Consider the following 21,245-nt stretch of genomic DNA (forward strand, 5'->3'; position numbering starts at 1 on the left):
CAGTGGCCTTCACTGTAGGCTCTCAGCATTGCCTTGTGTTTATATGAAATCAAACGCTTCATTAAGGAAAAGCTAATGCTTGAACTCGGTGACCTCCGGTTGATGCGAGCCTTGCAGAACACGGGCTCGCTTGCTGGCGCCGCGCGCTCGTTGGACCTGACGCCCCCTGCGCTCACCGTGCGATTGCGCAAGCTCGAGGACAGCGTCGGCGTCCACCTGGCGACCCGGAGCGCTCGCGGCATCGCGCTCACCGAGGAAGGCGAGCGCTTGTGTGCCGAAGCGGCAGAACTGCTCGAGCGGCTGGAGCAACTCTCGGAGCGCATCGCGACAGGGTCGAAGGCCATGTCGGGCCACCTCAAGATCGCGGCGCCCTTTGGCTTCGGGCGGCAGCATCTCGCGCGGGTCGTGGCGCGGCTGCATCGCGATCACCCTGACATCTCGGTCACGCTGGCGCTGTTTGAGAACCCGATGCGACACGCCGCAGCCTTCGATGTCGTCGTCCACATCGGCGAGGTCAAGGATTCGTCCTGGGTCGGGCACCCGATCGCGCCCAATGGCCGGCTTCTCTGTGCCAGCCCCCGCTTTCTCAAGCGCCTGGCCCAGCCGCTCGTCCATCCAGGCGAACTTCAGGATCTCCCGTGTCTTTGCCTGAAGGAAAACGACGATGACCTGATCCGATGGAAGTTCTCAAACGAAGCGCAGGGAGCCGGGAAATCCGTCACCGTGCGTGTGGCCGGCGCCCTGTCCTCGAATGACGGATCGGTCATCACGGACTGGGCTGTCGGCGGATTGGGCGTCATGGTGCGTTCGGAGTGGGAGGCCGCGCCCCTGATCGCGCGAGGCGAACTGGTGGAACTCTTGCCCCACTGGAAGCTGCAGGACGCTCCCGTCATTGCGCTGGTGCCCACGCGCAAGGGCGTCTCTGCACGGCTGCGGCTCTTCCTGGAGACGGCCAGGGAGGCCTTGGACCCCGCCCCGTGGCGACCGGGGTCCGGGATCAGTTCGTCCGCAACCGCAGCAGTGCGCGCACGAACCCATGGTCCGAGCGCGAGCGGTCGCGCCCCTCGTGCAGGTGGTCGTTGAAGTAGTCGACGCGGCGCACGTCGCCGAGGTTGTGGTGGCTGCCGGGCATGAACTCCTCGCTGACGAGGATCTGGTCCAGCACCTCCGGATAGCCCTGGTGGATGTGCGAGTAGGCCACGTCCTTCTTCAGCGCCGACTCGCCCTGCATCTCGTAGGCATTGAACAAGGCCACGTCCCGCGCAGCCTTGTCGTAGGCCACGTCGGAGGTCGCAGCCACGAGCTGGGTCGTCACGCTGTGCGGGTTGTCGTTGAAGTCGCCCATCACGACCAGCGGCGTGCCCGAGCCGCGCATCAGATCGATGACGATGCAGCGCAACGCAGCCGCTTCGGCGCCGCGCATCAGCAGCGATCGCAAGGAGGCACGCACTGCCACCTTGCGGTCGTCGCGGTCCTCGACGGCATTGCCGTTCGCATCCTGCAGGAACTTCGGCCGCTTCGACTTCAGGTGCACCGACATCACATGCACCAACTGGCCATGCTTCATGCGCAGCGTGGCCAGCAGCGGCGGGCGCTCGAAGCGCGTGTGCGGGCCCAGCCCCGGCACGTCGACGACGAAGCCCGGCTGGAATTCGGTGAAGGAGCGAACATCCTCCACATGCAGCCGCGTCGCGATGCCCACGCGCGGCGTGCCTTGCGCTCCCTGGGCCGGTGGGATGTTCTCCGCACCCGGCACCGCGACGAAGTCATAGCGCAGCCCGCTGGCCGCGATGCAGTCCTTCAGCGCCGCTTCATCCCACACTTCCTGCACCGCCAGCACGTCCGCATTGAGCGCGCGGAAGCGCTCGCCAGTCCAGGCGATCTTGCGTTCGTACTCCTGCTGCGTGTAGCCGTCCTGGTTCTCGTAGAAGATGCGGTTCGGCAGCGCCAGGTTCAGCAGGTTGCCAGTGGCGAGGAAGAGGGTGGCGAAGTTGGGCGGGATGTCGGGCATGACGCAATCTAATTCATTGCCTTCAGAATCGGCCCCGGACGTCGTTGCTTGCCCCTGGAATCACTCGAAATGAAAAATTCAGTCTTCGCAGAACTGAGCTTCTGGTTCATGGCGATTGCCTCGGTCGCGGTGCCGATCGCGATCTACGCCGTCCTTCTTGCGAAGCGGGCCGTGTCACGCAACACCGTGCTCGTGCTCGGCATCACGCTGGTGGCCATCGCCGGGGTTGACATCTACTTCCTGCGGCACATGGCCGCGGCAGCGTCCGCGACGGAATCGCTGGCCGACGACGCCCTGTTCCTGTCGGAACTGTCGTTTGCGCTCTACCTGTTTCCGCTGATGTTCGGCGGCGTCGGCGTCAATCTCATTTCGCATGTGCTGATCAGCCATCTTGTCGCGGCCGAACGGCGCTTCGAAAAGCAGCATCCCGACCACCGGCGACCGGATTGACCACGGCCCGCCAGCGGGGCAAGCGCTACAACATGGCCGAGACCATGATGGCCAGGCCCACAATGCCGACCCCCCACACCAGCGTGCGCAGGAAGACGATCCCGGCGTAGTAGACCGGCAGGTAGACGACCCGCGCCCAGAAGTAGATCTGCGCACCCATGGCGACCCTCGGGCCATCCACGCCCGCCGCATGGGCGGCCAGGGCGACGGCCGCGAAGAGCACGAAACCCTCCAGCGTGTTCTGGCTCGCGCGCATGGCGCGACCCGCCAACGGCGAGGGCTCCGGCATCTTGTCGCGATTGCCGATGGCGAGCGTCATGCCGGCAAAGGTCCATCCCCTGGCACGGATGAGGCTCGCCGCCAGGAGCGCCACCCAGGTCAGGATGGCCGTGTAGACAACGAATCGAAGGGTGTCGGTCATCGGAGTCTCCCGTTGGAAGTGGGGGCGAGTGTAAGGGAGGCGGTCCAGGCCGGGGTGCCGATTCGTCGGCGCCGACAGCCCATGAAAAAAGGCGCCGATGGCGCCTTCTGGATGTGGAGACCAGGCCGTTATCGACCCGATCCTGGAGGCTCAGTAAGAGCGCCCGCCGCCGGAGCGACCACCGCCGCCATAACCGCCGCCGCCCGAGCGACCACCGCCACCGCCGCCGCCGTAGCCGCCACCACCCGAACGGCCACCGCCGCCCGAGCGGTTGCCACCACCGTAGCCGCCACCGCCGCCGGTGCGACGACCGCGACCGCCGCCCATGCTGTCGACGCTGGTGCGCAACGGATCGGGTTGACCCGCGACGCCGCTGGCGACCGACTCCGCGCGACGATGTGCGAGCTGGTCGGCCTGCGTCGGGCTGTGGCTGTTGCCGTGATGGCGTGGCTGCCGCTCTTCATGCGGCATGCCGTGGTTGGCTTGATGACCGTGATGCGTGGCGTGCGGCTGCGGCGCGCGCGCGGCGCCCTGATGGCCGGCACCTGCGCCAGCGCCAGCACCGCCGCGACGGCGACGACCGCCCTGGCCGCCACCACCGCCGCCATTCGCACCGTGGCCTGCGCCACCTGCGTTGCGGCCTTCACCGCCGCTATTGCCAGCGCCTGCGCCACGACGTTGGCCGCCATTGCCGCCACGCCCTTCGCCGCCTTGCGCAGCCTTGTTCTCGCGAACACGTTGCAGCATCTCCGTGCGGGCAGCCTTGGCGGCCGCCTGCATGACTTCACGGCTCGGCGGACGTCCGGCGCCGCCCCAGATCGTCTGGCGACCCATGGCGATCGGCTCGGCGCGCTCGCCGGCATCGGGGCCGAAACCGTCGACCAGCTTGACCGGGATCGTCTGCTTGGTGAAGCGCTCGATCTCCAGCATGAAGCCTTCTTCGTCCAGGCAAACCAGGCTCACCGCCTCGCCGCTGTTGCCGGCACGGCCGGTGCGGCCGATGCGGTGAACGTAGTCCTCGCTGACGTTCGGGATTTCATAGTTGACGACGTGCGGCAGCTCGTCGATGTCGATGCCGCGGGCCGCGATGTCGGTGGCGACCAGCGCGCGGATCTCGCCGCTCTTGAAGCCGGCCAGCGCCTGCGTGCGGGCGCTCTGGCTCTTGTTGCCGTGCAGCGCCATTGCCTCGATGCCGTTCTTGGTCAGGAACTCGGCCACGTTGTTGGCGCCGAACTTGGTGCGCGTGAACACCAGCACCTGGCTCCAGTTGTGCTCGTTGATGATGTGCGCGAGCAACTGCTTCTTCTTGCCGCGGCCCACGGGGTGGATCACCTGCGTGATGCGCTGCACCGTGGTGTTGCGCGGCGTGACCTGCACGCTTTGCGGGTTCTTCAGCAGCGTGGCCGCGAGGTCGCGGATCTCGTCGCTGAAGGTGGCCGAGAACAGCAGGCTCTGCTTGTCCTTGGGCACCAGCGCCAGCACCTTCTTCACGTCATGGATGAAGCCCATGTCGAGCATGCGGTCGGCTTCGTCGAGCACCAGGATCTCGACTTGCGCCAGGTCCAGCATGCCTTGCTGTTGCAGGTCGAGCAAGCGGCCGGGCGTGGCCACGAGGATGTCCACACCCTTCTTCAGCTTGCTGATCTGCGGGTTCATGCCGACGCCGCCGAAGATCACGGTGGAGTCGAGTTCGAGGTACTTGCCGTAGGTGCGGACGGACTCCTCGACCTGGGCCGCGAGTTCACGCGTGGGGGTCAGCACCAGGGCACGGATGCCGGTGCCGCCGAACTTGTTGGTGGCCGTTTCGCCGGTGGCCAGGCGATGCAGCATCGGCAGCGTGAAGGCGGCCGTCTTGCCGGTGCCGGTCTGTGCGCCGCCCAGCAGGTCGTGGCCTTCGAGCACCACGGGGATCGCTTGCGCCTGGATGGGGGTGGGGGTGTCGTAACCGTGCTCGTGCACAGCCTTCAGGATGGCCGGGGCCAACTTCAGATCGTCAAAGTTCATTGAGAGTAATAGCGCCTTCCATGGCGCAGTGGCATCGGCCCGCCGCGGCGCTCTTTTGTCTGGGAGCAACCCGGCCAGTCAAGGCAGATGAGATCAGGAGTGGGAGCCGAAGGCCTGTGATGAGCCGACTTGTCCCCGGCAGAAGAGCCGCTGTTGCGGGCAACTGGACCCGGCAACGACCCGTATTATCACACGGGACGATAATCGACGGTTTGCCGCCTGCGATTCGCACCTGGCGCGCGCCCTCCAACCCCATTCCGAACGAGCACTAACACACAGATGGCCCAGTACGTCTACACAATGAACCGCGTCAGCAAGACCGTGCCGCCCAAGCGGCAGATCTTGAAGGACATTTCCCTCAGCTTCTTCCCCGGCGCCAAGATCGGCGTGCTGGGCCTCAACGGCTCCGGCAAGTCGTCGCTGCTGAAGATCATGGCCGGCGTCGACAAGGAGATCGAGGGCGAAGCGATCCCGATGCCCGGTCTGACCATCGGCTACCTGGAGCAGGAGCCCAAGCTCAACGCCGAGCACACGGTGCGCGAGTCGGTGGAAGAGTCAATGGGCGCGGTCTACGCGGCCAAGGCCCGGCTCGAACAGGTGTACGAGTTGTACGCCGCCGAAGACGCCGACTTCGACGCGCTCGCCGCCGAACAGGCCGAGCTGGAAGCCATCATCGCCACCGCCGGCACCGACTCCGAGCACCAGCTGGAAATCGCCGCCGACGCGCTGCGCCTGCCGCCGTGGGACGCGAAGATCGGCGTGCTGTCCGGCGGTGAGAAGCGCCGCGTCGCGCTGTGCCGCCTGCTGCTGTCCAAGCCCGACATGCTGCTGCTCGACGAACCCACCAACCACCTGGACGCCGAATCGGTCGAATGGCTGGAAGTGTTCCTCAAGCGCTTCACCGGCACCGTCGTGGCCATCACCCACGATCGCTACTTCCTCGACAACGCTGCAGAGTGGATCCTGGAACTGGACCGTGGTCGCGGCATTCCATGGAAGGGCAACTACAGCACCTGGCTCGAGCAGAAGGGCGAACGCCTGGCGCAGGAACAGAAGAGCGAAGAGGCCCATGCCAAGGCGCTGAAGAAGGAACTCGAATGGTCGCGCCAGAACCCGAAGGCACGCCAGGCCAAGAGCAAATCGCGCCTGGCCCGCTTCGAGGAACTGAGCGACGTCGAATACCAGCGCCGCAATGAAACGCAGGAAATCTTCATCCCCGTGGCCGAGCGCCTGGGCAGCCAGGTGTTCGAGTTCAAGAACGTCAGCAAGTCCTTCGGCGACCGCCTCCTGATCGACAACCTGAGCTTCAACATCCCGGCCGGCGCCATCGTCGGCATCATCGGCCCCAACGGCGCCGGCAAGTCGACGCTGTTCAAGCTGCTGGCGGGCAAGGAGAAGCCGGACTCGGGCGAGATCGTCGTCGGCCAGACCGTGAAGATGGCCTTCGTCGACCAGCACCGCGACGAACTGGCCAACAACAAGACCGTGTGGGAAGACATCTCGAACGGCCTCGACATCATCAACGTCGGCAAGTTCCAGATGGCCAGCCGCGCCTATGCCGGCCGCTTCAACTTCAACGGCAGCGACCAGCAGAAGAAGGTCGGCACATTGTCCGGTGGTGAACGTGGTCGCCTGCACCTGGCCAAGACCTTGATCGCGGGCGGCAACGTCCTGATGCTGGACGAACCGTCGAACGACCTGGACGTGGAAACCCTGCGCGCACTGGAAGATGCGCTGCTGGAATTCGCGGGCTCCGTGCTGGTCATCAGCCATGACCGCTGGTTCCTCGACCGCATCGCGACGCACATCCTCGCAGCCGAAGGCGACAGCCAGTGGACTTTCTTCGACGGCAACTACCAGGAGTACGAAGCCGACAAGAAGAAGCGTCTGGGCGAAGAGGGCGCGCGGCCGCACCGCATGCGTTACAAGGCGCTCAAGTAAGCCGTTGTGCTACAAACCCCTCCCAAAAGGGGTTTGCGCTTACAAATGAAACCGCCGCAAGGCGGTTTTTTTGTGGGCGCGACCATGGACAGTCTCACCATGCATGCTGTCTTGGTTCCGATGAAATGACGTCAGGGATGAACATGTCGAAAAAGAATCTGCTGTGGGCCGTCGCGCCCGTGTTGCTCGTGAGTTGCGGTGGTGGGGGAGGCAGTGGCGGTGGTATCGCATTGCCCATCGCCGCGGTCAACGCGCCGGCAACCACGAATGAAAATGCACCAGCGCCCGCCCCGGCACCCGCGGGTACACCGGTGGCCGCCCCACCCGCTGCGCCCGCAGCCGGACCTGCGGCAGCGCCCGCGGGGCCTCCCGTAGCGGCCCCACCGCCCGCCGCCGCCACGCCGGCGCCGCCTTCGGGCCCGCTGAAGGTGACGGAGGTCGCCACCGGCCTGCCTTACCCCTGGTCGCTTGCCTTCCTGCCCGATGGCCGCATGCTTATCACCGAGCGCACCGGCCGGCTGCACATTCGCAATGCCAACGGCTCCGCCATCAACGGCGGCAACGACATCGTGTGTTGCGTGCCGGCGGTTGACAGCGACGGCCAGGGCGGCCTCCTCGACGTCGCGCTCGACCCGGCCTTTGCCACCAACAAGCGCATCTACATGACCATCGCCGAGCGCGACACCGCCGATGCCACGCTCAACGGCACCGCGGTGATTCGCGCGGTACTCGATGCGGACAACCGCACGCTGTCGGGCGTGACGGTGATCTATCGACAGGCACCCAAGGTCCAGAGCGAGGGGCACTTCGGCTCGCGGCTCGCATTCGACAACCAGGGCTACCTCTTCGTGACGATGGGCGAACGACAGCTCGATTCGCAGCGCGGCTTCGCACAGGACCTGACGCGTGGCAATGGCAAGGTGGCGCGCATCACCACCGACGGCGCTCCGGCGCCGGGCAACCCGAACTTCGGCGTGGCGGGCGCGCAGCCGGCCATCTGGAGCTATGGTCACCGCAATCCGCAGGGCGCGGCCATGCGGCCGGGCACCAATCAGCTGTGGACCAGCGAGCACGGCCCGCAAGGCGGCGACGAGGTCAACCTGACACAGGCGGGCCGCAACTACGGCTGGCCCACCATCAGCTTCGGGCAGGAGTACGGCACGCTCACGCAGGTGGGCGTGGGCACCGCCATGGCCGGCATGGAACAGCCCGCCTGGCACTGGGACAAGATCGACGGATCGGGTTGGACGCCTGGCACGCCGAAGTCATCCACCGCGCCCAGCGGCCTGGCCTTCTATTCGGCGCCGAACATTCCTGAATGGCAAGGCAGCATGTTCGTCGGGGCGCTGGCCGGCATGTCGCTGTGGCGCCTCACGATGAGCGGTGACACCGTCGTGTCGCAGGAACGCCTGCTGGCCGAGCGCGTCGAGCGCATTCGCGACGTGCGCCAGGGACCCGACGGCTGGCTCTATGTGTTGACCGACGGCGCCAGCGGCAAGCTCCTGCGCCTCACGCGTTGACCGAAGCCTCAGGGGCGCCGCGCGCGGCGATCACCCGCTTGCGCACGGCCACGATGTTGTTGCGCAGCGCATAGAGCTCGTCGGCATAGGACAGCGGCACGGCCACCTTGTTGACCCTGCGGTCGATGTCGTCGAGTTCCTTGAGCAGTGCGTCGCGCTCGCCGGTGCCGGCTTCGAGCTTGTTCTCCACGTCGCGCAGCCGCGCATACCAGCGGAACACGCGCGAGCGCACGCGGAAGGTGTAGAGCGGCGGCACCACTTTCGACAGCGGCAGCATCAGCACGATCAGGCCGCCCAGCACCAGCCACATGCGCTCGACCAGGTTGCTGGCCCAGAACGGCAGGTAGCGTTGCCAGAACGGCGGCGTGCCGTTGATGGCGCGATCGCCTTCGGGGCTGACCGGCAGTTCACTGGTGCGCGTGTTGGGGAAGTCGCGCGCGCGGTTGAACCAGCCGGCCTCGCTGTGCAGCTTTTGCGCGGTCTGCGCGAACAACTGGCGCAGGGCGGGGTGGGTCTCTTCGCGCGACAGCAGCGAGGTGGTGGCCGCCAGCAATGCCACGTCATGCGGCGGGATGTCCTTGTCCAGCGTGACCACGCCGCGCGGCAATGCGACGGCCGACAGGAAGGCGAAGCGCCGCGCATAGGCATCGCCCTGGTCGAAAGGCATCAGCTTGATGTTCGGCGAGCGCAGCAGTTCACGCACCAGCGGCGACTGCGGGGCCGACGCCAGCACTACCACATCGATCAGCCCGGCCTGCAACGCCGCGTTGGCCGGCCCGGGCTCGAGGTTGGACAGATCCATGTCCTTCGCTTCCATGTGGTTGGCGGCGAACAGCTTGTCCATGATCTGCGGCACGCCGCTGCCGGCCTTGTCGATGTTGACGCGCAGACCCTTGAGTTGCGCGAGCGAGGTGAGCGCGCCGGTCTTGCGATCGATTTTGCGGCCCGCTTCCTCGCGATAGAACACCCAGATCGGCTCGTAGAACAGGCTGCCGAGCGAGGTGATGCCCGCCTCTTCGTCGGCCACGACATCGGCCGCGCCGCCGCGCACGAAGGCCACGTCGGCGCCGCCGTTGCGCAGCAGGGCCAGGTTGTCGAGCGCGCCCTCGGTCGGCTTCAACTCGACCTTGATGCCGCTGGTGGCCAGCGCCTGCTGGTAGCGCTTGCCGAACTCGGAATAGGCGCTGCCCTGGGGCCCGGTCGCCAGCACGACGGTCTTGGGCGGCTGCGGATCGAGGTACCAGTACGCCGCGATCAGCAGGCCGATCACGATGAAGATCACGGGCCCGATCGAGACGATCAGGTCCCGGATGGTCAGCAGAAAGAGACGAAGTGCGCGTGGCATGTGGACCTAAAGTTTTCAGTCGTCGCAACTTGCGTGCAAAGCGTTTGACGTGGATTCCGTCTCGTCATCAGAATGACGATCCGTTGCACTTGGTAACAGCGGAACACGTTTTAAAGCAGGCTGCGGTTTCGGCAAGAGCACGGCCTTTCAGGGGGAACGAAGTGACTATACAAACGCCGGGCGCCGCCTGGGCGCGCAGTCTGGAAAAGGTCGACCATCCCGATTCGCTCAAGCAGTGGCTGGAGGGGCCGCTCCAGGATCTGGTGCCGCATCGAGCCGCGCTGGTGGGCCAGGCGCTGGGGCATTCGGCCGGCTATTCGGGCACCCAGTTGTGGAGCACGGGCCTCACCGAGTCCTACCTTGGCACCATCGTGCGGCTTGGCTCGAACGTTGTCAGCCCGATGCTCAGCCGACTCATGCTGTCCGGCAAGAAACACGTGTTCTTCGACAGCGGCCGCGCCGACGATGTGGAGGGCATGGACCCGCACTGGCTGACCACGTTCAGGGACGCGGGCATGCACAACATGCTGGCCATGGGGGATCGACTCGGGCACGGGGCGAACCAGTTCCTGTGCTCGATCGCCCTGTACAACGTGCCCCCTGATGCCGAGGCGCATGCCGATGCCTTGCAACACGAGTTGCTCCCGCCGCTGCACGCCGCCTTGTGCCGCATCCAGCCCATGCAGGAACCGGTGCCTGCACCGACGACCACCGCGCCGGCCCGGCGGCCCAAGCTGACGCCGGTGGAGGAGGACATCGTCCGCCTGCTGATCCAGGGCAAGACCAACAAGGAGATCGGCCAGTTGCTGGGCAAGAGCGCCGAGACCATCAAGAGCCGGATCAGCCCGCTCATGCACCGGTGCGGCGTGAAGAACCGGACCGAGCTGGTATCGATGATCCTGGCAACCCGGCCCGACCTCGCGGCGCCGAATCGTTGATCGCACGGCATGCAGGCATGCATACACCCAAGCGGGGGGATTGATACGGGGCCGTTGAATATCTACATTGCGAAGGCCGGTTCGCTGCTCGTCGACATCGGCCAGGCCGCATGAAAACGCCACCACTGCGATCCGTCGCTGATGGCGGCGGCCTGAACCGACCGAGCGGGAGGAGTGCGAATGTCACAAGAAAACCTACGTCTTCCGGTTGCCGCGCAGGTTGCGGTGCAGTTGGTTTCGATCGGTTTGCTCGCCGTGCTGGCGGGGCAGGACATCTTTCCCGAGCTTCAACTGGTCAGCGACCTGGTGCGCTGCGCGGCCGGGTGCGCGCTGGTACTGGTTGCGCTGGACCTGGTGGCGGTGGTGCGGGGCGACTTCGACAAGCTGTCCTCCGACCAAGGCGCAGCGGCGCACCGTGGTGAGCCGCGCGCGCAGGGCGACTTCGTGCCGCCGTCGCTACCGCAGGTCCCGCGCGGCCGGCGCATGGCGGCCGCCCACCGTCAGCGATTCCGCAGCTCGCACGGCGCGTAGCGTCGCGCGCGCCACCACTTCCGCCGCCATCGCGCTCAGCACGGTCATGCCCGGCGTGGCGCCGGTGGCGGGTGCGCGGCAGGTGGCAAGCGCGAACAGCGTGTCGCCGTCGCTCATCGTGTGCACCGGGTTGATGCTGCGCGCCAGGCCGTCGTGCGCCACCATCGCGAGGCGGTTGGCCTGCACCTTGGTCAGCACCGCATCCGTCGCGACCACGCCGATGGTGGTGTTGGTGCCGGCCAGCAGGGGTTGGGGCAAGTCGCCGCGCAGCAGCGCGCGGCGCGTGTCGAGCAGCGCGAGGCCATCCGCCGTGCGTGCGCCGGCCACCACCTGGCCCGTGTCGGGGTCGATCACGTCGCCGAGTGCGTTGCACGCGATCAGCGCGCCGACCGTGACGCCGGCCACCGTCACCGAGGCCGTGCCGATGCCGCCCTTCATGGCCCGGTCGATGCCGAACAGCTTGCCCACCAGCGCCCCGCTGCCGGCGCCGACGTTGCCTTCCGCCGGCGCCTGGCGCGACGCCGCCTCGCAGGCCGCGTAGCCCGCTGTCGCGTCGGGCCGGATGCGCGGGTCGCCCATCGGCAGGTCGAACAGCACGGCGGCCGGCACGATGGGCAGCGTGCCGTAGCGCACATCCATGCCGACGCCGCGCTCCTCCAGCCAGCGCACAGCGCCGTCGACGGCGGCCAGGCCCCAGGCGCTGCCGCCGGCCAGCATCACGCCGTGCACGCGCTCGACCAGGTTGCCGGGCGCGAGCAGGTCGGTCTCGCGCGTGCCGGGCGCTGCGCCGCGCACGTCGACGCCGCCGACCGCGCCTTCGCGCGCGAGGATGACGGTGCAGCCGGTGGGACGGCGGGTGTCGGAGAAGTGGCCGGCCTCGATGCCGGCGACGTCGGTGATGGCGCCGGCGGGCGGCAAGGGGGTATGGGACATCGGCGGCGATGATAGGCGAGGCGCCGACTTCGCCATCCAACGCATGCCTGTGTTGGATCACCTCCCCGTGCTACGGCACTGTCTTCGGCGCTCCGCCTTGTCCTGCGCTTGATTGCGAAGTCGGATCGGCCGACGCGCGCGACTATTCAGGCTCGACCGTCACCTCGACCTGCCCCGAGCGCACGGCATCCAGCAGAACCTTGTGATCGACTTCTGTCTGGTCCGCATAGGCGACGCCGAACTTCGTGATCGCCTTGTCGAAGGTCTCGCTCTTGCCGAGGTAGCCGCTGATCTCCGCGGGTGCGCCGGAGCGCGCATGGGCGCGCGCGAGCGTCCAGCCGCACAGGGCGGCGTATTCGGACATCGTGCCGGGCGCCATGATCTCGACCTCCGCGCTGACCTTCATGTCCCTGAGTTGGCGCACGAAGTAGTGGCGGCCATGCAGCCCCTTCGACCAGCCCAGGAAGATGTCGCTCGCCGACTGGATGCGCCGGTAGCCGTTCACCACGCGCTGCCCCTCGTTCGGATACGGGGTCTTGCCGGCATAGGCCGCCAGCACCGAGGGGCGGGCTTCCTTGACCTGCAGGAACAGCGGGTCGGTCTCGCTGGCCATCAGCAGCAGCACGCCGCAGAAGGTGCCCACGCTGCCGACGCCGACCACCTTGAAGGCGATGTCCTTGAGTTCGTAGCGGTCGAGCAGCGTGCGCCGGTCTTCCTGGATCGTTTCGCGGTACAGGGCGAAGGCATCCTGGGCCTGCTCCAGGACAGATTTCTCGTGGTCGTCACGCGGGTGGTAGACCAGCGGCGGGTTGTCCTTGATGGTGGGCGTTTCGCCGCGCATTGCCGCGAGCTTGGGGAAGTCGTGCTCCAGCACGCTGCGCGCGCGGGCCTGTGCGATGCGCTTTTCCAGGCGCTTGCGGCCGTTCTCGTTGCTGAGGGCGTCCACGGCCTGCTTGATCTCGATGCGCGAGTACCAGGTGTCCAGCGCCGACATCTGGCTGTACTCCGCCATGCGCTCCCGGTACGAGCGAACGCAGGCCATCACCGCATCGCGCGCCGTACCCTCGCTGAAGCGGTTGTTGCGGCAAGCCAGCACGAAACTGGCGGCCAGCCGCTTGAGGTCCCACTCCCAGGGCGCGGACAGCGTTTCGTCCATGTCATTGAGATCGAAGATCATCCGCCGCTCCGGCGTCGCGAAGGCGCCGAAGTTCATCAGGTGGCAGTCGCCGCAGGCCTGCACGCGCTGGCCGTTGGCGGGCGTCTTCGCCAGGTCGTCCGCCATGTTGAGCGCGGCGCCGCGGTAGAAGGTGAAGGGCGTGCGCACCATCCGGCCCATGCGCAGCGGGATCAGGCCGGGCACGCGGCCCTTGTTGGACTGTTCGATCAATGCCAGGGGGCTGGGGCGATGGGGTCGCGGGACCCAGATCGCATGCGAATCGCGCGGGCACTTCTCGCGCAGGCTCTTGCCGAGCGCTTGCTGCTCGTCGCGCGAGAGGCGAGGTCGGGTGGGTGCTGCGGGCTTCTGCTTGCTGTCCTTGGCCACATGGACTCCCGGCTGCCGCGAAAGCGGCGGTGGGCGTCGAGGGTAGCGCATCGATTTGTTTGGCACCATATGCCTCATGCCCATTGCCGCCACTGCCATGCTTTGCCTCGTGCTGTCCGTCTCGGATGGCGACACCCTCAAGGCGCTCTGCGACGAAGCAGCGCTGCCGCAGAACCTCCTCACCGTGCGCCTCGCCAGCATCGACGCGCCGGAGAGCAACCAGGCTTTCGGCCGCCGTGCCCGGCAGGCCTTGAGCGGCTTGGTGCTCGACAAGATGGCGCGGCTGGAATGCCGTGGCAATCCGGACCGCTACGGTCGAAGCGTGTGCAAGGTGATGGTGGCGCCCAATTCATGCACGCGCGAGCCGTGTGCGAGGACGCTGGATGCGGGGCTTGCCATGATCACGCTGGGGCTGGCGTGGTGGGAGCCGCATTTCGCGGAGGAACAGACGCCGCAGGAGCGCGGCCAGTATGAGTTTGCCGAGGTCGAGGCCAAGGCGAAGCATGCGGGGCTCTGGCGGGACGAGGATCCCGTAGCGCCGTGGAACTGGCGCCAGGAACACCCGCGACCGCGCTGAGCGCGCGGCTACCTGCGAATTCAGTGGAGCGTGTTCGGGCCGTTGGAGGCCGCGCGTGATTCGGCGCGGCGCTCGAGGGCGGCAATGCCTTCCTTCATGGCGGCGGTGTAGGTGGGCATCGGGCCCGCGGCGTAGTCGACGGGGACGGGGTTCTGGTCGGGCGATTCATGCTTGAGCAGGACCCAGCAGTAATGCCCCGGTATGGGCTCGTCGACGATCAGTTCAATGCTGTGCGATTTCATGGGAAGTCCTTTCGCGGGGGCGTCCGATCTGGCGGTTCGCAGGCTTAGAACGAACGGCCTCGGAAGAATTGAAACGCCCGCGTCCAGACTAACTTTTGTAGTCACGGCAATCCAGTGGGCGGCGCTTTCAAAGAACGCCCGGATGTGATTGGTTGCACAGTGGAAGCAATTGTTATCGCGCCGCCCACAGCAACCCGCGCTCGAAGATCGTGCGCATCTGCGGCACTTCAAACGCCTTCCGCACACGGCTCAGTGCGCTGGAGAACAGTCAAACCGAATGGCCATGGGCTCGCCTGTCTTGGCGCGACACGAAAGATGGGCCGTGTCAGTTGGACGAGTAGGCGATACCGCGCTCGCGCAGCACGTCGCGCAGCACATCCGGAAAGTCCGTGATGATGCCGTCGACGCCCATGTCCAGCAGCCGCAGCATGTCGGCGCGCTGATTCACCGTCCAAGGCAGCACGGTCATCTTCAAGGCATGCGCCTCGCGAACTTGCGCTGCCGTCAGGTCGTTGAATGCGGGCGACCAGATCACCGGTGCCTTGCCGCCTGCCGACGCGGCCTGCACCAGTTGCGGCGTGGAGCCGAAGCTCGCGGCATCCAGGCCCAGCGTCCATCGGCTGTCGCGCAGGGTTCGCGCGCTCGTGAGGTAGGCGCGCGGCAGCTCGGGCGCCAGTTGGCCGGCCAGCGAGAGCGTGCGCCAGTCGAAGCTCTGGAGAGTCACGCGCCGGGCCATCCCGGCCTTGTCGATCTCGGCGAGCAGGGCACGCACCATCGGCTCCGGTGCGGCGGTTTCTTCCGGCTTGGTGGGGTCGACCTTGGTCTCGATGTTGAAGCGGACCCGGGTGTCGCCGCGCTCGCTGGTCAAGGCGAAGAGCGCGGCCAGCGTCGGGATGCGTTCGCCGTCGCTGGGCTGCTGGCCGGCGAAGGGCTTGCCGTAGCTGCTGCCCGGATTCAGCCGGCCGACGTCGTAGCTTTGGACTTGCGCCAGTGTCATCGCCCGGATGGCCGGCCCGACTTTCGGCAGCCATGCGCCGCTGGCATCGCGCGTGTGGTCAGGGTTGAGCGCGGTGTCGTGCGAGATCACGACCACGTTGTCGGCGGTGAGGCCAATGTCGAGTTCGAGTGTGGTCACGCCGAGTTGCATCGCGTTGCGGAAGGCGGCGAGCGTGTTCTCGGGCGCGAGGCCGCGGCCACCGCGATGGGCTTGCAGGTCGAAGACGCCCGCTGGCGAGGCACGTGGCGCGGCGCAGCCGGCAAGCAGCGCGCCAACGAGGATCGGCATGCACCAACGACGCACCGCAAGCGTCTTCGCAGAAGGGTTCATCCGGGAATGCTCACTTGAGTTCCACCTTGATGCCATCGTCCAGCACCGTGATGGCGCCGATCTCGTAGGTCTTGCGGCCCACGGTCAGTTCCTGCTTCTTGAAGGTGTGCAGCGGGTAGTCGCGCAGCAATTCCTGCGCGACCAGGCCGCCCACTTGCTGGAGTCGCGCGGCGTCCTGTCCGCCGAGGCCTTGCAGCTCGATGCGGTCGGCGCGCGGCTGGTCGAGTCGCAGTGTCAGTGCGGCGACGTCGTACTTCAGCGCGCTGCTGACCGACACGATGCCGCCGACCGCGGACGGCTGCATCAACGGACTGCCGATGACCACGATGGCCGAGATCGCCGCGCGGTTGTTGCGAGCATCCAGTGTCAGCCGCGGATCGCGCAGCAGCACGTCGAAGATCTCGGCATAGCGTTGCTGGATCGGAAAGCGCTTGGCGATCTGGGCTTCAAGCTCGGCGCGGCTGGCGGTGTATTCGCTGGTGAAGAAATTGAAACCGGCGAAGGCGGCGAGCGGCGCCGGCATCAGCGCAGCGCCTACCAGGCCGCCGATGAGGCCGCGTCGTGAAATGGACGTCCGTTCGGAGGGGCAGGCGCCGCAGGCGCGTTCGGGAGTGGGTCTCATGCAATGGCGAGCTTGCCACAGCCCCCAGCGCTCGCGCCACTGTCGCAACCCCGGCTACGATGCATGCCGCACAACGCCAGAGAGGTGACCTCGTGACCCCTTCCTCTTCCGACATCGCGGCCCGGCGCCGCGCCTTCCGGCAACTGCACGCGAGCGGCTGCTTCGTCATTCCGAACCCGTGGGACGTGGGCAGTGCGCGCTACCTGAAGTCTCTGGGCTTCAAGGCCCTGGCCACCACGAGTTCCGGCTGTGCCTGGTCGCTCGGTCGTGCGGATGGCGACATGTCGCGCGAGCAGGTGCTGGACCACCTGCGCGAGATGGTCGCCGCCACCGACCTGCCGGTGAATGCCGATTTCGAAAGCGGCTTCGCGGCGGATCCGCAGGGCATTGCCGAAAGCGTCCGCCTGGCCATCGAGACTGGCGTGGCCGGCCTGTCGATCGAGGATTCGACCGGCGACGCGGCCGATCCTTTGCTGGACATCGAGATGGCCGTCGCGCGCATCCGCGCGGCCCGCCATGCCATCGACAAGGCCGGTGGCGACACCTTGCTGGTCGGTCGTGCAGAGAACTTCTTCGCCGGTCGGCCGGACCTGGATGACGCGGTGACCCGGCTCAAGGCCTATTCGGAAGCCGGCGCCGATTGCCTCTATGCGCCCGGCATCCGTACCCGCGAGCAGATCGAGATCGTGGTCGCGGCCGTCGCGCCCAAGCCGGTCAACCTGCTGGTCGGATCGGCCAGTGACCTGACGATGCACGACATCGCGGCGCTGGGCGTGCGGCGCGTGAGCGTGGGCGGAGCGATGGCCCGCGCGGCCTGGGGCGGTTTCATGCGCGCCGCCCGCGGGCTCGCTGAGAAGGGCCGGTTCGATGGATTCGCGGACGCGGCATCGGGCGTGGAACTCAACGGGCTCTTCCGCACATGAAGGCGTGAATCTTTCTACTGCGGCCACCGATCTCGGGCCTGCGGTACTCACCGCACGTGAGTGCGGTTCCGTTCCTCGACCCGACCTCGGCGCCCTCGCTACGAAATCTTCACGCCTTCAGACGCCGCGTCGAAGCATCACGACGACTTTTTCGTCGTCGCTTTCAGTGCATTGAGCGCCGAGTCCGACAGAAGCTGATGCCCGCGCGGCGTCGGGTGGAACGCGTCGGACCACAGGTAGGTCGTCGCGGCATCCGGCGCCACCAGCGTTGCGGCCGTGCAGAGGGCGGCGCTGGCCACGGTGCAGGCCGGCGCGTCGACATTGACGAAGCCGTACTTCGTCGGGTTGGTCACGGCATCGGCGAAGTCGGATGCGAAGTCCACGTAGACCACGTTGCTCATGCCGGCGATGCCGGCCTTGAGGATGGCGTTGAACTGGTCGGTCCAGGCCGTGATCTGCGATGCGGGCACCTTGGTGTAGCAGCCCGTGGTCTGGTAGGCATCGCTCAGGTAGTGCGCGCCGAAGGGGTTGCCGCTCCAGTCGGAGGCGGCCGCCACCAGCACCACCGGTGCGCCGTTGTCATGGATGCGCTTGATGTTGGCCACCTGCGCATAGGCGGCGGTCATGATCTCGCTGGTCGCGCCGGCGATGGTCGCGTTGCCGCCACCAGTACCCGGACCGTTGTCCTCGGTGCCCCAGCACACCGAGCTGAACTGCGCATAGGTGTCGTTGCCGCCGCCGTCCAGCACCACCAGTTCGGTCGCCGGGAACTTGGCATGGCTGGCCAGGTAATTGGTGATCTGGCGCGAGATCGGCGCGACGATCTGGTTGTTGCCGATGCCGCTTTCGCTGGGCAGCGCGGCGATGCGTGCCCCGCCTTCGGCATAGCCGTTGCCGCCGATCACGGTGGCCGTGCCCACGCCCGCGCCCTTCACGCCACTGGCGGTTTCATCCAGCGTGAGCGAACGGTTGGGCGTCACGGTCAGGCCGAAGGCGTCGGCGATGTTCTCGACCCATACCTTGCCGGGATTGACCGTGAACTTGCCGGGATTGGCCGGGTCGCCGGTGGCGGCCGCGTAGGTGCCCACGTCGCTGAGGCTGTCGCCGAAGACGGTGATCGAGGTGACGGCGACGCGCGTGTCGGGTGGTGGAGTGTCGGGCTTCTGGGGCGTGGTCACGATGGGGAAGCTGTAGCCGCCGCCACCACCGCCGCCGCAGCCCACGAGGGCGCTGCCCAACAACACGCACATGGCAGTCAAGCGCAAGGCTTTGACGCTGCTCTTTTTCATCTGTCTGTCTCCGGAAGTTCTATCGATCGAGGGATGCGGGGATAGCGCGCACGCCAAGCCCCGCCTCGATTCTTGAAGCGCGTCAAGGACCCACCGGGTCGCGGGAATGACAGATGGAATCAGGTCGGGGGAAATCCCCGATGAGCGTGCAGATAGTTGATGCCTGCAAGCAACATACCGCGCGGTATCACGATGGCGCAGCACCACCGAAAATACGTCGAAGCGACGGGCAGCGTGCTGTTGCCCGCGCAAAAAGCATCAACTCTTGAGCGTCGCCTTCATCGTGATCTCCGGCACGCTCGCCAGTGCCTTCGACAGCGGGCAACCTGCCTTCGCCCCGGCCGCGATCTTCTGGAAGGTGGCTTCGTCGATGCCGGGGATGGCGGCTTCCAGTTCCAGCGCGATGCGGTCGATCTTGAAGCCGTCGCCATCCTTCACCAGCCGCACGGCGGCTTTGGTGTCGATCGACGTGGCCGCCAGGCCCGCACCTTCCAGCGCAAAGGCAAAGGCCATCGTGAAGCAGCCCGCGTGTGCCGCGCCCAGGATCTCCTCGGGGTTGGTGCCCTTGCGGTCGTCCTCGAAGCGGCTGGCGAAGCCGTAGGGGTAGGCCTTGAGTGCACCGGTCTCTGTGCTGATCTGACCCTTGCCGGTCTTGCCGGCGCCTTCCCAATGGACGCTTGCGTGCTTTTCGGGCATGTGGATTCCTCGTGATGGGTTGAAGGACCTGCGGTTGTAGGGCCTCGCCGGGAACTTGTCTGTAGTCATGTGTCGCGTCCCGCCCGGGGTCGCCAAGGTGACGCCATCGGGGCTTCCCTGATTTGGATTTGCTGCGCTGCCGCGTAGGCTCGGCCTCTCTCCAGGAGACCCAATGGACCGCCCGCATTACAAGTTCTGGCCCGCGCGCCTGCCGAAGTCGATCACCGTCCCCGCCACCTCGCTGTGGCACAACCTGGCCACCAGCGCCGCCCGCTATCCCGACAAGCCCGCGCTGGTCTTCTTCGGCAGCGTCATCACCTACCGCGAATTCATGGCGCAGGCCGAGCGCCTGGCCGGCACGCTGTACGCGCTGGGCGTGCGGCGCGGTGACCGTGTCGTGCTCGACATGCAGAACTGCCCGCAACTGGTCATCGCGCATTTCGCGATCCTGCGGGCCAATGCCGTCGTGGTGCCGGTCAACCCGATGAACCGGGCCGAGGAACTCAAGCACTACATCACCGACCCCGATGCCAAGGTCGCGATCACCACCGGCGACCTCGCACCCGAACTGGCCAAGGCCAGCGACGCGCTGCCACCGGCGCAACGCCTGGCGCACGTGATCGTCACGCAGTTCACCGACACCTTCGACCCGGCCGTGGAAGGCGACGAAGCGCCGGCTCCAGCATGGCGCGACTGGCTGCTGACGCAATACCCGTCGGCCAAGCTCGAAGGCGGCCAGGTCATGAGCTGGAAGGAAGCGGTCAACGCCGACCACGAAGCTCCGCCGCACGTCGTGGGCGCCAACGACATGGCGCTCCTGCCCTACACCAGCGGCACCACCGGCCTGCCCAAGGGCTGCATCCACAACCATTCGAGCCTCAACCACAACGCCTTCGCAAGCCAGCTCTGGGGCTTGGGCTCGTCGGAAGGCGTGATGCTGGCCGTGGTGCCGATGTTCCACATCACCGGCACCGTGAGCCTGATGCACACGACCATCGTGTTCGGCGGCACCATGGTCATCATGCCGCGCTGGGACCGCGACGTGGCCGGGCGCCTGATCTCGCGCTGGAAGGTCACGAGCTGGACCAACATCCCGACCATGGTCATCGACCTGCTGGCCAGCCCCAACTTCGCCAACTACGACCTGAGCAGCCTGGTCTACATCGGCGGTGGCGGGGCCGCCATGCCGCAGGCCATCGCGCAGCGCCTCCTGGATTCCTACGGTCTCAAGTACCAGGAAGGCTACGGCCTCACCGAGACGGCCGCGCCCTCGCATGCCAACCCTTTCGAGAACCCGAAGCAGCAGTGCCTCGGCATCCCCTACATGGGCACCGACTCGCGCGTGGTCGACCCTGACACGCTGAAGGAAATGCCCATCGGCGAATCGGGCGAGATCATCACGCACGGGCCCGAAGTCTTCCAGGGCTACTGGAAGCGCCCCGAGGCCACGGCCGCGGCTTTTGTCGATTTCGAGGGCAAGCGCTTCTTCCGCACCGGCGACATGGGCCGCATGGACGAGGACGGCTACTTCTTCATGACCGACCGCCTCAAGCGCATGATCAACGCGAGCGGCTTCAAGGTCTGGCCGGCGGAGGTGGAACTGCTGATGTTCAAACACCCCGCGATCCAGGAAGCCTGCGTGATCTCGACCAAGGACGACTACCGCGGCGAATCGGTCAAGGCGGTGATCGTGCTGCGCGCCACGCACAAGGACACCACCGAGCAGGAGATCATCGACTGGTGCCGCGAGAACATGGCGGTCTACAAGATCCCGCGCAAGGTGCAGTTCGTCGATGCGCTGCCGAAGAGCGGCAGCGGCAAGGTGATGTGGCGGCTGTTGCAGGAAGCCGAGTCGGCGGTGAAAGCCTGAAGCGGCCTCGAGTCGGCCGTCGCGGGCTCACCCCAGGTGGACCACCGCCAATGCCAGCGCAG

At 66.7% G+C, this 21,245-nt stretch carries 20 protein-coding genes; 9 read left to right on the forward strand and 11 right to left on the reverse strand.

The features are described 5' to 3' along the window. The first annotated feature begins 75 nt into the window (after positions 1–75). Positions 76–1,083 (forward strand): LysR family transcriptional regulator, encoded by a 1,008-nt coding sequence (locus tag WKW79_RS11510; RefSeq protein ID WP_340335287.1) that lies wholly within the window; start codon positions 76–78, stop codon positions 1,081–1,083. Here the strand turns inward: WKW79_RS11510 and WKW79_RS11515 are convergent. Beyond that, positions 998–2,011, reverse strand: coding sequence for an endonuclease/exonuclease/phosphatase family protein (locus WKW79_RS11515; protein ID WP_340335288.1), 1,014 nt, complete (start codon positions 2,009–2,011; stop codon positions 998–1,000). The genes WKW79_RS11510 and WKW79_RS11515 overlap by 86 nt on opposite strands. A gap of 69 nt (positions 2,012–2,080) precedes the next feature. Between WKW79_RS11515 and WKW79_RS11520 the strand changes: the two genes are divergently transcribed. After that, positions 2,081–2,461, forward strand: a complete 381-nt coding sequence (locus tag WKW79_RS11520; RefSeq protein ID WP_340335289.1) for a hypothetical protein — start codon at positions 2,081–2,083, stop codon at positions 2,459–2,461. A gap of 25 nt (positions 2,462–2,486) precedes the next feature. Here WKW79_RS11520 and WKW79_RS11525 read toward each other — a convergent pair whose 3' ends face one another. Both WKW79_RS11525 and WKW79_RS11530 read right to left on the reverse strand, forming a co-directional pair. Beyond that, complete coding sequence (locus tag WKW79_RS11525; protein WP_340335290.1) at positions 2,487–2,882, reverse strand: MAPEG family protein; 396 nt, start codon at positions 2,880–2,882, stop codon at positions 2,487–2,489. Between the two features lie 150 nt (positions 2,883–3,032). Next, the gene (locus WKW79_RS11530) at positions 3,033–4,886 is read right to left on the reverse strand and encodes a DEAD/DEAH box helicase (RefSeq protein ID WP_340335291.1); all 1,854 of its coding nucleotides are present in this window, start codon (positions 4,884–4,886) and stop codon (positions 3,033–3,035) included. Between the two features lie 279 nt (positions 4,887–5,165). Here WKW79_RS11530 and ettA point away from each other — a divergent pair, with 279 nt between their 5' ends. Further along, positions 5,166–6,827, forward strand: a complete 1,662-nt coding sequence (ettA, locus tag WKW79_RS11535) for an energy-dependent translational throttle protein EttA (RefSeq protein WP_340335292.1) — start codon at positions 5,166–5,168, stop codon at positions 6,825–6,827. Between the two features lie 143 nt (positions 6,828–6,970). Continuing rightward, positions 6,971–8,347 (forward strand): PQQ-dependent sugar dehydrogenase, encoded by a 1,377-nt coding sequence (locus WKW79_RS11540; RefSeq protein WP_340335293.1) that lies wholly within the window; start codon positions 6,971–6,973, stop codon positions 8,345–8,347. Here the strand turns inward: WKW79_RS11540 and WKW79_RS11545 are convergent. Further along, positions 8,337–9,692 carry a TAXI family TRAP transporter solute-binding subunit gene (locus WKW79_RS11545; RefSeq protein ID WP_340335294.1) on the reverse strand — a complete coding sequence of 452 codons (1,356 nt, stop codon included), beginning with the start codon at positions 9,690–9,692 and terminating at the stop codon, positions 8,337–8,339. The genes WKW79_RS11540 and WKW79_RS11545 overlap by 11 nt on opposite strands. A 161-nt stretch (positions 9,693–9,853) precedes the next feature. Here WKW79_RS11545 and WKW79_RS11550 point away from each other — a divergent pair, with 161 nt between their 5' ends. Beyond that, entirely contained in the window at positions 9,854–10,630 is a 777-nt protein-coding gene (locus WKW79_RS11550) for a helix-turn-helix transcriptional regulator (protein ID WP_340335295.1), read from the forward strand. Positions 10,631–10,810: 180 nt separating this feature from the next. Further along, positions 10,811–11,161, forward strand: coding sequence for a hypothetical protein (locus WKW79_RS11555; protein WP_340335296.1), 351 nt, complete (start codon positions 10,811–10,813; stop codon positions 11,159–11,161). On the opposite strand, the gene WKW79_RS11560 is transcribed toward WKW79_RS11555, so the two are convergent. Further along, positions 11,087–12,094 (reverse strand): P1 family peptidase, encoded by a 1,008-nt coding sequence (locus WKW79_RS11560; protein ID WP_340335297.1) that lies wholly within the window; start codon positions 12,092–12,094, stop codon positions 11,087–11,089. The two genes, WKW79_RS11555 and WKW79_RS11560, sit on opposite strands and share 75 nt — an antisense overlap. 142 nt (positions 12,095–12,236) lie before the next feature. Beyond that, positions 12,237–13,637 carry a DUF2252 domain-containing protein gene (locus WKW79_RS11565; RefSeq protein WP_340335298.1) on the reverse strand — a complete coding sequence of 467 codons (1,401 nt, stop codon included), beginning with the start codon at positions 13,635–13,637 and terminating at the stop codon, positions 12,237–12,239. A 76-nt stretch (positions 13,638–13,713) separates the two neighbouring features. Here WKW79_RS11565 and WKW79_RS11570 point away from each other — a divergent pair, with 76 nt between their 5' ends. Continuing rightward, positions 13,714–14,214: a thermonuclease family protein gene (locus tag WKW79_RS11570; RefSeq protein ID WP_340335299.1), complete on the forward strand. Its 501-nt coding sequence runs from the start codon at positions 13,714–13,716 to the stop codon at positions 14,212–14,214. Between the two features lie 20 nt (positions 14,215–14,234). Here the strand turns inward: WKW79_RS11570 and WKW79_RS11575 are convergent, their stop codons facing one another. The 3 genes from WKW79_RS11575 to WKW79_RS11585 form a co-directional block, all read right to left on the reverse strand. Continuing rightward, entirely contained in the window at positions 14,235–14,456 is a 222-nt protein-coding gene (locus WKW79_RS11575) for a hypothetical protein (RefSeq protein WP_340335300.1), read from the reverse strand. A gap of 325 nt (positions 14,457–14,781) precedes the next feature. Beyond that, entirely contained in the window at positions 14,782–15,783 is a 1,002-nt protein-coding gene (locus tag WKW79_RS11580; RefSeq protein WP_340335301.1) for a glycerophosphodiester phosphodiesterase, read from the reverse strand. A 10-nt stretch (positions 15,784–15,793) separates the two neighbouring features. Continuing rightward, positions 15,794–16,405 carry a DUF1439 domain-containing protein gene (locus WKW79_RS11585; RefSeq protein ID WP_340335302.1) on the reverse strand — a complete coding sequence of 204 codons (612 nt, stop codon included), beginning with the start codon at positions 16,403–16,405 and terminating at the stop codon, positions 15,794–15,796. A gap of 92 nt (positions 16,406–16,497) precedes the next feature. On the opposite strand from WKW79_RS11585, the gene WKW79_RS11590 reads away from it, so the two are divergent. Beyond that, positions 16,498–17,328 carry an isocitrate lyase/PEP mutase family protein gene (locus tag WKW79_RS11590; protein ID WP_422823873.1) on the forward strand — a complete coding sequence of 277 codons (831 nt, stop codon included), beginning with the start codon at positions 16,498–16,500 and terminating at the stop codon, positions 17,326–17,328. Between the two features lie 137 nt (positions 17,329–17,465). Here the strand turns inward: WKW79_RS11590 and WKW79_RS11595 are convergent, their stop codons facing one another. After that, entirely contained in the window at positions 17,466–18,617 is a 1,152-nt protein-coding gene (locus WKW79_RS11595) for an SGNH/GDSL hydrolase family protein (RefSeq protein WP_340335304.1), read from the reverse strand. A 258-nt stretch (positions 18,618–18,875) separates the two neighbouring features. Then, positions 18,876–19,313: an OsmC family protein gene (locus tag WKW79_RS11600; RefSeq protein WP_340335305.1), complete on the reverse strand. Its 438-nt coding sequence runs from the start codon at positions 19,311–19,313 to the stop codon at positions 18,876–18,878. 172 nt (positions 19,314–19,485) lie between these two features. Between WKW79_RS11600 and WKW79_RS11605 the strand changes: the two genes are divergently transcribed. Next, positions 19,486–21,183 carry a long-chain fatty acid--CoA ligase gene (locus WKW79_RS11605; RefSeq protein WP_340335306.1) on the forward strand — a complete coding sequence of 566 codons (1,698 nt, stop codon included), beginning with the start codon at positions 19,486–19,488 and terminating at the stop codon, positions 21,181–21,183. Positions 21,184–21,245 lie beyond the last annotated feature (62 nt).

Source organism: Variovorax robiniae (genome assembly GCF_037889955.1).
Taxonomy (GTDB): domain Bacteria; phylum Pseudomonadota; class Gammaproteobacteria; order Burkholderiales; family Burkholderiaceae_C; genus Variovorax; species Variovorax robiniae.

Bases quoted from the DNA above. Each gene is read 5' to 3' on its own strand.
- WKW79_RS11510 (WP_340335287.1), top strand. From the start codon at position 76: ATGCTTGAACTCGGTGACCTCCGGTTGATGCGAGCCTTGCAGAACACG.
- WKW79_RS11515 (WP_340335288.1), bottom strand. From the start codon at position 2,011: ATGCCCGACATCCCGCCCAACTTCGCCACCCTCTTCCTCGCCACTGGC.
- WKW79_RS11520 (WP_340335289.1), top strand. From the start codon at position 2,081: ATGAAAAATTCAGTCTTCGCAGAACTGAGCTTCTGGTTCATGGCGATT.
- WKW79_RS11525 (WP_340335290.1), bottom strand. From the start codon at position 2,882: ATGACCGACACCCTTCGATTCGTTGTCTACACGGCCATCCTGACCTGG.
- WKW79_RS11530 (WP_340335291.1), bottom strand. From the start codon at position 4,886: ATGAACTTTGACGATCTGAAGTTGGCCCCGGCCATCCTGAAGGCTGTG.
- ettA (WP_340335292.1), top strand. From the start codon at position 5,166: ATGGCCCAGTACGTCTACACAATGAACCGCGTCAGCAAGACCGTGCCG.
- WKW79_RS11540 (WP_340335293.1), top strand. From the start codon at position 6,971: ATGTCGAAAAAGAATCTGCTGTGGGCCGTCGCGCCCGTGTTGCTCGTG.
- WKW79_RS11545 (WP_340335294.1), bottom strand. From the start codon at position 9,692: ATGCCACGCGCACTTCGTCTCTTTCTGCTGACCATCCGGGACCTGATC.
- WKW79_RS11555 (WP_340335296.1), top strand. From the start codon at position 10,811: ATGTCACAAGAAAACCTACGTCTTCCGGTTGCCGCGCAGGTTGCGGTG.
- WKW79_RS11560 (WP_340335297.1), bottom strand. From the start codon at position 12,094: ATGTCCCATACCCCCTTGCCGCCCGCCGGCGCCATCACCGACGTCGCC.
- WKW79_RS11570 (WP_340335299.1), top strand. From the start codon at position 13,714: ATGCCCATTGCCGCCACTGCCATGCTTTGCCTCGTGCTGTCCGTCTCG.
- WKW79_RS11575 (WP_340335300.1), bottom strand. From the start codon at position 14,456: ATGAAATCGCACAGCATTGAACTGATCGTCGACGAGCCCATACCGGGG.
- WKW79_RS11580 (WP_340335301.1), bottom strand. From the start codon at position 15,783: ATGAACCCTTCTGCGAAGACGCTTGCGGTGCGTCGTTGGTGCATGCCG.
- WKW79_RS11585 (WP_340335302.1), bottom strand. From the start codon at position 16,405: ATGAGACCCACTCCCGAACGCGCCTGCGGCGCCTGCCCCTCCGAACGG.
- WKW79_RS11595 (WP_340335304.1), bottom strand. From the start codon at position 18,617: ATGAAAAAGAGCAGCGTCAAAGCCTTGCGCTTGACTGCCATGTGCGTG.
- WKW79_RS11600 (WP_340335305.1), bottom strand. From the start codon at position 19,313: ATGCCCGAAAAGCACGCAAGCGTCCATTGGGAAGGCGCCGGCAAGACC.
- WKW79_RS11605 (WP_340335306.1), top strand. From the start codon at position 19,486: ATGGACCGCCCGCATTACAAGTTCTGGCCCGCGCGCCTGCCGAAGTCG.